The sequence below is a fragment of the Leptospira dzoumogneensis genome, assembly GCF_004770895.1.
GTDB lineage: Bacteria > Spirochaetota > Leptospiria > Leptospirales > Leptospiraceae > Leptospira_B > Leptospira_B dzoumogneensis.
On sequence record NZ_RQHS01000001.1, the window covers coordinates 150,720 to 161,404 of the forward strand.

The 10,685-nt window shown below is 42.2% G+C and carries 10 protein-coding genes; 3 read left to right on the forward strand and 7 right to left on the reverse strand.

Features of this window, described 5'->3' with window-relative positions:
* Nucleotides 1–74: 74 nt before the first annotated feature.
* Nucleotides 75–1,700, forward strand: coding sequence for a peptide chain release factor 3 (locus EHR06_RS00675; protein ID WP_135755254.1), 1,626 nt, complete (start codon nucleotides 75–77; stop codon nucleotides 1,698–1,700).
* Between the two features lie 513 nt (nucleotides 1,701–2,213).
* Here the strand turns inward: EHR06_RS00675 and EHR06_RS00680 are convergent.
* A complete protein-coding gene (locus EHR06_RS00680; RefSeq protein WP_135755255.1) occupies nucleotides 2,214–4,295 on the reverse strand; it encodes a heterodisulfide reductase-related iron-sulfur binding cluster in 2,082 nt (693 codons plus the stop codon).
* A 266-nt stretch (nucleotides 4,296–4,561) separates the two neighbouring features.
* Here EHR06_RS00680 and mqnC point away from each other — a divergent pair, with 266 nt between their 5' ends.
* Together mqnC and EHR06_RS00690 are read left to right on the forward strand one after the other, a co-directional pair.
* Nucleotides 4,562–5,662, forward strand: a complete 1,101-nt coding sequence (gene mqnC, locus EHR06_RS00685; protein ID WP_135755256.1) for a cyclic dehypoxanthinyl futalosine synthase — start codon at nucleotides 4,562–4,564, stop codon at nucleotides 5,660–5,662.
* 89 nt (nucleotides 5,663–5,751) lie between these two features.
* Entirely contained in the window at nucleotides 5,752–6,150 is a 399-nt protein-coding gene (locus tag EHR06_RS00690; RefSeq protein WP_135755257.1) for an LIC11299 family lipoprotein, read from the forward strand.
* Here EHR06_RS00690 and EHR06_RS00695 read toward each other — a convergent pair.
* The 6 genes from EHR06_RS00695 to EHR06_RS00720 form a co-directional block, all read right to left on the reverse strand.
* The gene (locus EHR06_RS00695) at nucleotides 6,098–7,348 is read right to left on the reverse strand and encodes a GGDEF domain-containing protein (RefSeq protein WP_135755258.1); all 1,251 of its coding nucleotides are present in this window, start codon (nucleotides 7,346–7,348) and stop codon (nucleotides 6,098–6,100) included. The two genes, EHR06_RS00690 and EHR06_RS00695, sit on opposite strands and share 53 nt — an antisense overlap.
* A 245-nt stretch (nucleotides 7,349–7,593) precedes the next feature.
* Nucleotides 7,594–7,896 carry a DUF3817 domain-containing protein gene (locus tag EHR06_RS00700; protein WP_135755259.1) on the reverse strand — a complete coding sequence of 101 codons (303 nt, stop codon included), beginning with the start codon at nucleotides 7,894–7,896 and terminating at the stop codon, nucleotides 7,594–7,596.
* A gap of 1 nt (nucleotide 7,897) precedes the next feature.
* Nucleotides 7,898–8,362, reverse strand: coding sequence for a hypothetical protein (locus EHR06_RS00705; protein WP_135755260.1), 465 nt, complete (start codon nucleotides 8,360–8,362; stop codon nucleotides 7,898–7,900).
* A 10-nt stretch (nucleotides 8,363–8,372) separates the two neighbouring features.
* Nucleotides 8,373–8,993, reverse strand: a complete 621-nt coding sequence (locus EHR06_RS00710; RefSeq protein ID WP_135755261.1) for a TetR/AcrR family transcriptional regulator — start codon at nucleotides 8,991–8,993, stop codon at nucleotides 8,373–8,375.
* A 70-nt stretch (nucleotides 8,994–9,063) separates the two neighbouring features.
* Entirely contained in the window at nucleotides 9,064–9,894 is an 831-nt protein-coding gene (locus EHR06_RS00715) for a GerMN domain-containing protein (protein ID WP_135755262.1), read from the reverse strand.
* Between the two features lie 57 nt (nucleotides 9,895–9,951).
* Nucleotides 9,952–10,623 (reverse strand): HAD family hydrolase, encoded by a 672-nt coding sequence (locus EHR06_RS00720; protein ID WP_135755263.1) that lies wholly within the window; start codon nucleotides 10,621–10,623, stop codon nucleotides 9,952–9,954.
* Nucleotides 10,624–10,685: the final 62 nt, after the last annotated feature.

A 10,685-nucleotide genomic window follows, 5' to 3' on the forward strand; every position in this document is an offset into this window, starting at 1 on the left:
TGAAGAATTAAGCTCTGTTTTCATGCTGACAAGGGCCATCGTTCCAAAAACGTTTCCTAATAGAGAGGCAAACCGTGTCTGAAAGCGCTATCGGCCAAAATATAGTAGAAGAGGAAACCAAACGTAGGAGAACCTTCGCGATCATAGCCCATCCGGATGCGGGTAAAACTACCCTGACCGAAAAGCTTCTATTGTACGGAGGCGCTATCCAACTTGCGGGTGCAGTAAAGGCGCGTAAAAATCGTAAGGCTGCTACCTCCGACTGGATGGAAATGGAAAAGGAGAAGGGGATCTCGATCACTTCCGCAGCTCTGCAATTCGAATATAAAAATCATGTATTAAATTTATTAGATACTCCGGGTCACGAAGACTTCTCCGAAGATACGTACCGCACATTGATCGCAGCAGACACCGCAGTGATGGTGTTAGATGCCGGTAGAGGAGTGGAGCCTCAAACAATCAAATTGTTTAAAGTATGCAGGGACCGTGGGATCCCGATCGTTACATTCGTAAACAAGATGGACCGCCCTACTAAAAAAATGTTCGAGCTCTTGGATGAGATCGAAAAAGTTTTAGGTATCACTGCGATCCCGATGGTATGGCCGATCGGAACCGGAGTAGATTTTAGCGGAGTGTACAATCGTGTGGATAAAAAGATCTACACTTACGACAAAACTCCAGGTGGTTCCCAAAAGTCCGCATTCCAAAGTTCAGGGATAGAAGATACAAATCTGGACTCTATGTTCGAGGACTGGGTCTTAAAACAATTTAGGGAAGAAGTAGAACTTGTAGAAGAAGGAATTGCTCCATTCTCCTTGGATGAATTTTTAGATTCAAAGATCACACCTGTGTTTTTCGGATCTGCTGTGAATAATTTCGGGATCCAATTATTCTTGGATCATTTTTTAAAGATCGCTCCTCCTCCTTTATATTTCCCATTGAAGAATGGAGATCGTTTAGATCCGATCACCACTCCTTTCAGCGGATTCGTGTTCAAGGTGCAGGCCAATATGAACAAGGCTCACAGGGACAGGATCGCATTCCTCCGAGTATGTTCAGGTAAGTTCGAAAGAGGACTTAACGTGAATCACGGAAGATTAGGAAAGGCCGTAAAACTTTCCTCCTCTTTTGCATTTTTCGGACAGGATAGAAACACTGTGGATGAGGCGTATCCTGGAGATATCATAGGCCTTGTGAATCCAGGAACTTATTCTATCGGAGATATATTAGCCAGCGGTAAAGTTCCTGATCTAAAACCTCTTCCTGTATTTGCTCCAGAAATTTTTGCTACTCTATCTTGTGTGGAAACCGGCGCTCTCAAAAGTTTCAGAAAGGGAATCGAACAATTGGCAGAAGAGGGAATTCTTCACTTATTCACTTCTCAGACTGTGGGTGGCGGATTGCCTGTGATAGGTGCAATGGGCCAGCTTCAGTTCGAGGTGTTTAGAAGAAGGTTACAAGACGAGTATTCTGCCCCTACGAATATCAATATTCTTCCTTACCAAGTTTCTTGTTGGTTGCTTGAAGAAGATATTCCTAAGGTCCCACAAGGTTCTAATCTTGTGACTGATAGCCTGGGAAGAGCGGCACTTCTATTCGATTCTGAATGGGAGAAGGGTTATTTCCAAAAGAAAAATCCTGAGATCCGACTATTGGATTATCCTACGCAGGATGTTTCTGAGTTAAACCAGGAATACTGAGGCGCAAAGGTTCGCACGGAGACACAGGGGTTTCTCACGCAGAGGCGCGGAGTCGCAGAGAGAGCCTCGGGGGTTTCTCACGCAGAGCCGCAAAGTCGCAGAGGGTGTTGAATGTAGGAGTTCCTACATTTCTCCTATCTCCGTGCGTATCTTATCCTCCAAGGGATGTGCAAAGAGTAAAGTCAACTGAAGCACCTAATCCTTTCAGCCTAGTCTTTAACCCCTGAAATTTATTTCTGTAGAAAATAATTAATTTCCCGTGGGATGACGGATCGACCTCCGTCGTATATAATGTATTTGCACCAGATGATTCAGGGCGGAATGGAAACATTCCGCTATTTTTTTGCCTTTGCGAGCGTTTCATCCGGAATGTAGGAACTCCAACACGGCATAACGGTAAGACCCTGCAGAAACTCCTGCAAATTCCCTGTGAACTTTGTGTTCTCTGTGTGAACAATAAAAAAGCCCCGGCTTTCACCGAGGCTTCTACTTTTAAAGAAGTGAAACTTCTTCTTATTTCAAGTTTTCCGCGACTAGTTCCGCGATATCTTTTACTTTTACTTCTTCGATCTTTCCTTCTTGTTTAACCCCGTCTGTGATCATTGTGATACAGAAAGGACAAGCGGTTGCGATCGTAGTAGCTCCGGTATCCAGAAGTTGGTTGGATCTCTTGAAGTTGACCCTTTCTCCATGCTCTTCCATCCACATCTGAGCTCCACCTGCACCGCAGCAGAGTCCTTTAGTATGATGGTCTACAGGTTCTGCGAGTTTTCCACCGGAAACCTTTTTGACCAGGTCTCTTGGGTTCTCGTAGTTGTCGTTATATCTTCCGATATAACAAGAGTCGTGGTAGGTATACTTTCCGGCATTTGCATCTTCTGCAACGCCTACATCGATCTTTCCTTCTTTAGAAAGTTCGTTGATGAATTCAGAGTGGTGGATTACTTCGAAGTTTCCGCCGAACTGAGGATATTCATTTTTGATCGTGTTATAGCAGTGAGGACAAGCGGTTACAACCTTCTTCACGTTGTATCCGTTCATTGTGTCTACGTTTGCTTGTGCTAATGTTTGGTAGAGATATTCGTTACCACCTCTACGTGCGGAATCTCCGGAACATCCTTCTTCCGTTCCTAAGATACCGAACTTAACATCTGCTTTTTGCATGATCTTAACGAAGGACTGAGCGATACGTTTGTTACGATCATCGAAAGCTCCAGCGCAGCCAACCCAGTATAGAACATCCACATTGGAATCTTCTGCCATGGTTTTCACGCCAAGACCTTCCGCCCAATCCGCTCTGGAGTGTGCAGCAACTCCCCAAGGGTTGGAGTTGTTTTCCATGTTTACGAATGCACCTTGTAGTTCCGCAGGGAAGTTAGAATCGACAAGTACCAAGTGTCTTCTCATTTCCATGATTGCGTTTACTTGGTTGTTTCCAACAGGACAAGCTTCTACACATGCGTAACAAGTAGTACATCCCCAGAGAGCTTCTTCCGAAAGACCTTCGTATTTTCCGATCACGGAAGTATCTAATGCAGCAACTGCATCAGCAGCTCCTTCCGGATTCGTTTCTCTGATCTTTACAACTTCCGGCATTTTATCCATAAGCGCGTGTTTTAATTCCACGATGATCGCTTTAGGATTCAGAACTTTTCCGGTTCTGTTTGCTGGACACTGAACTTGGCAGCGACCGCACTCAATACAAGAAAGTCCGTCTAGAAGGTTTGGCCAAGGGAAGTCTTCCGTTCTTGTAACTCCCCAAACGGCAGTCTCATCTTCCAAATTCAATTTAGAAAGAGCACCTTTAGGAGTATCCGATTGTAAGAAATAGTTAAATGGCGCGAAGATCAAGTGAGCGTGTTTAGATGTAGGAACATACAACATGAACGCGAATACGGATAGAATATGGGTCCACCACATGATCTGGAAAACCAAGTCTGCGGAAGAATATTCTACACCGATCGCTTCCCAAAAAGCTCCGATACCTGCAGCGATTGGAGCCGCATCATGGAATGGGTTAGCGTATTCTGCTCCAACTGCTCTTGCGCCTTCTCCCAATAGGGTCGAGATCATGAGTAGGGAGATCATTCCGATTACGATTGCAGAAGCAGGTGAATGAACATCTAATCCTTTTGCCTTTTGGATCCAACGTCTCCAAGCAAAGAATCCAAGTCCTATTAATACCAAAATGGAAACTACTTGAAGAGCAGCTTCGTAATAATGGTTCGCAGTTTCTCCGAATAAACTTCCGACTAAGGTGAATTTGTAAGGATCATCCAACGCATATCCAAATACACCGGAGATAAACTGGCTGGTAGTATGCAGTAAGTAAGTGACGAATCCGTAAAATACGAATGCGTGCATGATACCGCGTAATGGTTCTTTAAAGTTCTTTTTTTGTAAGATTACGTTTAATACGAAACTTTTGATCCGGAATCCCCAGTTTTTATGTTCCAGGAAGTTTTCTGTTCCGTTAGCCTTTCTAGCATTAAATACAAGATTTAATCTGTAGAGAACGGCACGAACGAATACAACATTTGCTACTATAAATAGAGCCGTGAAGATCACGTGGAAGGCGATTTGAGAAATAGCCATAGTTTTTCAGGTTACCCTTTGTATTTGGATGGTCTTTCATAGCAGGCTACTGATTAGGAGGCGCCCTGTCCAGGAAAAAAGATACTTAGTCTCTTTGTAGGAATTCCTACATGCTGTGAAAAGGTCCTGTCCCTTCTTCCCTTAAATCGTGTACATATTTAACTGCGACTCAATCGCAATAAATAAGAATGCAATTTAAAAAGGAGGTGCATTTTTGAAGAAATAGAAAACTTTGAAGAAGTTAAGGAAGAAATCTTTCCATCCAGATGAGCCGAATATTCCCAAATCATTCCACAGATTCTATATTAGAAAAAGCCCTAGATGGAGAACGTATTTCTCCTAGGGAAGCGCTGGAGTTGTACGAGTCCGGAGACCATCTTAAAATTATGGCAACTGCCAGGACATTGAGAGAAAGGATCCTGCCTCATACACATGCCAGCTACACGATGTTTAGAGTAGTGAACTACACGAACTACTGCAATGTTGAATGTAATTTTTGTTCCTTCATGGACGAGATAGGAAATGGAAAAGGTTACGTACTTTCTAAAGAAGAAATATTAGAAAAAATGGATTATGCCGTTTCGGAAGGAGCGGATCAAATGTTCTTACAAGGTGGAGTTTATCCGGATCTACCTTTCGATTATTATTTGGATGTGATCTCCACAGTAAAATCCAAATACCCTGATATGCATATCCGTGCATTCTCTCCTGTAGAAATTATCAATTTAGAAAAGATCACAGGGAAACCTTTATTCGAAGTTTTACAAATCCTTAAATCAGTCGGTTTGGATTCCGTTCCCGGAGCAGGCGCTGAAATTTTAACGGATAGAATGAGAAACATCATCTCTCCTAAAAAAGCAAGTACCGAAGAATGGGTTCGCGCAATGGAAACCTGTCATGAAGCAGGACTCTTAGGAAGTGCAAATATTGTTTTCGGTTCTGAAGAAACCAAGGAAGAAGTGATAGAACATCTCACTGTGGTCCGTAATCTGCAAGACAGGACCGGAGGATTTCTTTCTTTTATTCCTTGGACCTTCCAGCCCCAGACCAAAAGATTTAAAGTAAGAGCGGTTTCTACCCAAGAGTATCTGAAAGTTCTTGGGATTTGCAGGATCTTCTTGGACAATATTAAACATATTGAAACTTCTGTGATGGTTCTTGGAAAAGGTGTGGGGCAGCTTGCTCTTACAAGCGGTGCGGATGATATTTCTTCTGTGGTGATCGAGGAGAATGTACTACGTTCCTTCGGTCTGAAAACCGAAAAAGAAGCCATCAAGTTCTTGAAAGAAGGTGGATTTATTCCTAAAAGAAGAGACCTTCTTTATAATTACGAAAAATATGAAGGAAGAGAACTTTCCGCGGTCTGATATTTTCCGAGCCGTGTAAATTTTTTTCAAAAATCCGGATGACTTAGTCCGTAAACTTTCCTAAATAGATAGATTCGAACGGGGGAAGAATGAAAAAATCTTTGGGCTCTAAAATACTTCAGTTATCCGCGATCTGCGGATTTTTATTCTGTGTATCGAATTGTTTGGATTCTCATAGAGAAAGGATCCATATGGACACAGGAGTCAGCGTAAAAACCTTAGGTCCTCATAAATACCAATTCATAGCAATCGGCAAGGCTTCCGTTCCTTCCGTAGAAGATCAGGATTTTTTCAAAATGAAAAAGACTTCTTGTGAGGCTGCAAAATTGCAAGTCACCCAAAGACTGGATGAGTTGGAATCGGACCAAAAACATAGACAATTTTTCTTGGAACAAAAAGAACAAAAGTATTTCGGCGATGGAGAATACTGCGAACTTACTTATATATACGAACTTCCTCAGGCCAAGAAGCAGAAAGATCAACCTTAGTATTCAGCTTAGTAGCTTCTACTATTGTGACTCTGTTTCGACCGGAGGATTTGGATTTATACAATCCTGAATCGATGGATTGGTATAGATCGTCGAAAGTAAAATCCTCATCATAAGAAAGTATGGCAGCGCCTATGGATACTGTGATATTCACAGGCTTGTCATTCGGATCTCTGACAGAAAGTGGATGAGATTCTACTCCTTTACGCAAAGACTCACATAAAGTTTTTAAACTTTTAGGATCTACCGAATCCAAAAGAACGCAGAACTCATCTCCGCCGATACGTGCACAAATATCAGTGGATCTTACTCTGGACTTCATGACTGCGGAAAGAGTTTGGAGCGCATCATCTCCTGCCATATGTCCGTACTTATCATTGATCTCTTTTAAATGATCTAGATCCAAGATCACAAGTGCCATTTGGAACTGATGACGTCTTGCTCTCTTCTTGAAGATGTCGAATTGTTCTATCAAGTATCTGCGATTATAAAGATCGGTAAGATCGTCCAGATTGGAGATCATTCTGATATGTAGATTTTTCGCCTTCAACCGGAGGACTGCGCCGGATAATTTTCTTTTATCCCGGTAATCCATTGTTCTCCAATAATTCATGATCACATTCCCGAAAGTACCAACGAATAGATACGTGAGAAGGATCGGGAACTCTTGCATTGCTTCCACCGGAGAATCTCCTAAGTAACATACACCTAAGAACATCAGACAGAATGCTAAGTTTGTGGCAACCGCAGTGGTAGTGGTTAACCAAAGAAGAAGATTCATGCTGAGTAAGATCGCAGATGCCTGGTGGAGATATACATCGTAATGGACCTTATCCAAATATAAGAAAGGAAAGAATGAGATTAGAAGGGTGGAAGAAGTCCATACCTTATAGAGTTCCAGTTTTTTAGGGACCCAATCTTTTTTACGGGCATGCCTCCATAAAAATATGAGTGAAAGAACGATTAACGTGATCCGGCTGGATTGGAGAAGGATCAGGGACTCATCTTCGAAGTCCCGCGAATTCGGCAGGAAATAGGTGATTAAACTGATTACGATACAGAGAGAATAGTGGGCCACCAAGGATTGGCGAATTTCGCTCCAATTGGTCTCTAAAAATCCTTGGGGATATCGATTAAAGAAGATCCGCTTAGATAGTAAGCGAATTCTTCGGTCTATGCCTGGGAACCACTTGAACATTGTTTTCATTTCCGCATGGAAGGCTTTTGGAAAAAACCTCCATAATAAGACCACGGTTCAAGCATAACGTATCTCCGAGCAAGGAAGAATCAAATTTTAGTCAAAAAAATTCTAAGGCAAGTAATTGTCGTTTTTGTCAGAAGATTGGAATTCCAATAGCGTTAGGATAAATAGGGGTCTGCTCCGGGGGCGTGATGTAGGAGTTCCTACAAAACGTATCCACAAAGGGATAGTTTTCGAATGGATTATAATTTTCTAAGAATGGTGCTATCTATATAGAATGTTCCGAACGGGAAGACGGAGGCAAGAGCCACCTTCCAAGTTCTTTCCTTAAAACTCCATGAGTTCTCGATCGAAAAATGAAATGTCTGGAGAAGGAATAAAAGAAATAATCCGCCATGGATCGGACCTAAAAGTTTTACTAACTCCGGAGATCCGAAATAATATTTCAAAGGCATTCCTAAAATGATCAGAATGAGTAAGGAGGTTCCTTCCAAAAATCCGACCAATCTAAGTCTTCCTAGATCCGTTGTGAAAAATTTTCTCATTCTAAAATCCTCTTAAATAAGGTCTTTGTGATAATGGGGAGAAGGGCCAGGGAATTGCAATAAAGATCAAAAATAGAGAGATCGAATTCCAGAACAAAAGGTTTTTGAATTTTTCAGGATCTTCTTTTTTACGTTTGGAGATCGCAGATCCTATAGTGAGTAAGATCACGGAAGCGATCATGAGAGAAATATGAGTGGATGCGAAAAACCTGGCTTCCGGAATAAAAAAGGATTCGGTAGGATTGAAAAAAAATGACCGAACGATAGGGCTTTGAAAATAGAGAATGAAACCGAGGACTAATTGAAGATGAGAGAAAGTGATCGTAAAGATCCGGACCAGATGGTCCGTTTTTCCGAAGCTACCCTTGGAGATCAGTCCTAGAATACATCTAAAGATAGAAAATATTATAAAGAATAGAACGATCCAGCGAACAGATGAGTGAATAAGTAATAGATACGGATACATGATCTCTCTTTTATTTTTTCCTTTTTATTTTCGGTTTAGATCTTTCTAAAAGACTTTCGAACGCTTTGTTGGCTCTATAATCCGCTTTAGGATCTTTCAAAAACCTAAGAGAAGTATGATGTACTAAATAGATTCCGCAAAGCTCCCAGACAAATTGGTCCAGATCCAGATCGGATCTTAATTCTTCCAGATCCACACATTCTTTAGTGAACTTTTTTAAAAGAGCTCTCCATTCGGATTCCATAGACAATAGTTTTTGGCGAACCGGACCTTTTGAATCATCCAATTCGAATAATCCGGCAGCAATAGGGCATCCTCCAGGAAGTCCGGCTTTTTTGGACCAACCCATCCAATGTTTTACTAAAGAACGAAGTCTGGGGAGTCCCTCTTTGGATCTTAATGCGGGCTCCAAAACTTTTGATCTAGAGAACTCTGCTGTGTAGTTCAGAATAGAAATTTGAATTTCTTCTTTAGAGCCGAAATGAGCGAATAATCCGCTTTTAGACATGCCGGAAAGCTCCGCCAAAGGGCCAAGGCTTAAACCTTCCAGACCCGATCTACTTACTACACCTAGTCCTTTATCTAAAATACGGCTTCTGGTTTCTTGACTAAGTTTCCCACCCGAGATCATAGAATTAAAAGAACGACCGATCGTGCTATTTTTTCAAGAAAAATAAACCTAAGAATCGAAAAGATTTTATTTAAAGAGTGGCGATCTTTCTTGGATTTTTGGTCAGAACTTCCGGGATAGGAAGACCTACGCCGCCTAAAGAGCGGACTTGTTTCCCATTGATGAATAGTCTGATCCCTCTTAGCTCGGAGTTTTCCAGAATGCTGTAACAGATCTGGTCCACTCTATCTTTCAGAAGTTCAGGACCTGCACCCGCTTCGAAGTCAGGGCCTAAATATAGTTTTAATATTCCATTTTCCGCAGAATATTCTTTAGAATATTCCATTCTGTTTGGAAGTGCGTTCAGAACACCTTGTGTTTTCTCATCCGAAGAAGGTCCCTTAGTGAGTTCCTTCAGTATAAATAGGATCTTATCCCCATGGTCGAATTTTCTTTTCAACTGAACCAGTCTGGAATGGCTTTTGTTCCCTCTTCCATAAAACTTCAAAAAGTAAAGTTTGATCTCTCCTGGAGAATGATCCAAACGAATTTTGGGAGAAGGGCCGGTAGGTCCAGGCTTTGGCATTTCCACGATGGGGATAAACATTTCTTCCGGATCGTTCGAATCTGAGGTGAGCTCTTCAGAAGAAGAGTTTTCTCCATTCTGCATTAGCTCCGTTAAAATTTCATCTTCCGCCCGGTCCATTACCTGTTCATGGGTTTGTTTTCCTTTGTTCTCTGAAGAAGAAGGAGATAATGGACTCGTTTTTCCGATCGTATTAAATTTTGAAAAGAAAGAAGGGGATTCTTGTCCGGGGGAGGAGGTATTCTTATTCCCCATAGACTTATCCAATAAAACTAGAACGAATAGAGCCCCTGTCAGGATATAAAGAAGCGATTTAAGTTTATCCGATTCGGGCACAATACAATTTTCGGCTGATCCGGAAACTGCCTTCTCACTTTTTCCTTGGAAAAGTGATTAGAATATTGAGTCCAGATCTTCCAATTGCGCCAGACTCACTTCCCAATCCGGGATTTCTCCCTCTGGAGCGTGGCCATAGGCGCAGAATGCGAATGGGCTGCCGTTTTTACGGGCCGCCTCATGGTCGGAACTTCTATCCCCAATCATCAAAATTTCGTCCGGAGAATAAGAATAATCTCGGATATATTTTGCGACTATATCCGGCTTGGTCTTAATTGTCTCATTATCCAAAACTACGATCGGGTCGAAGAGGGGCAGGATGCCGGAGACTTCTAGGATGGTTTTTACGTAGGGCATTCTACCATTAGAAGCCGCCAAGATTTGGTACCCCTTATTTTTGAGGGAAGTGACAGTTTCTTTTACCTTAGGGTAGAATTCCCCTTCTCCTTGTCGGATCTTAGACACTAAAAGTTCCAGGACCGAGTCGGAGATCTGGTCTCTTTGTGATTCTTGGAGCTGGGGGACCAGGTTCAAAAAGATGGTTTTGACCGGTTTTCCGATCTCGAGCATGATCCTTTCTCTGTCTGGGACCTCGATCGGGATCTGGGAGTTGGCCGAAAATCTGCGGATCGCTTCCGCATAGGTTTCTAAGATGATTCCTTCAGAAGAAAATAGGGTTCCGTCCACATCGAAGGCAAGTGCGCGGACCCGTTTGGGATTCCAATCCATTAGCAAGACAATAGTTTTGGCCGGGGAATTCGAGGCATTCCTTTTTTCCTTCGCTTGATTTT

Bases quoted from the DNA above. Each gene is read 5' to 3' on its own strand.
- EHR06_RS00680 (WP_135755255.1), bottom strand. From the start codon at position 4,295: ATGGCTATTTCTCAAATCGCCTTCCACGTGATCTTCACGGCTCTATTT.
- mqnC (WP_135755256.1), top strand. From the start codon at position 4,562: ATGAGCCGAATATTCCCAAATCATTCCACAGATTCTATATTAGAAAAA.
- EHR06_RS00690 (WP_135755257.1), top strand. From the start codon at position 5,752: ATGAAAAAATCTTTGGGCTCTAAAATACTTCAGTTATCCGCGATCTGC.
- EHR06_RS00695 (WP_135755258.1), bottom strand. From the start codon at position 7,348: ATGTTCAAGTGGTTCCCAGGCATAGACCGAAGAATTCGCTTACTATCT.
- EHR06_RS00700 (WP_135755259.1), bottom strand. From the start codon at position 7,896: ATGAGAAAATTTTTCACAACGGATCTAGGAAGACTTAGATTGGTCGGA.
- EHR06_RS00705 (WP_135755260.1), bottom strand. From the start codon at position 8,362: ATGTATCCGTATCTATTACTTATTCACTCATCTGTTCGCTGGATCGTT.
- EHR06_RS00710 (WP_135755261.1), bottom strand. From the start codon at position 8,993: ATGATCTCGGGTGGGAAACTTAGTCAAGAAACCAGAAGCCGTATTTTA.
- EHR06_RS00720 (WP_135755263.1), bottom strand. From the start codon at position 10,623: ATGGATTGGAATCCCAAACGGGTCCGCGCACTTGCCTTCGATGTGGAC.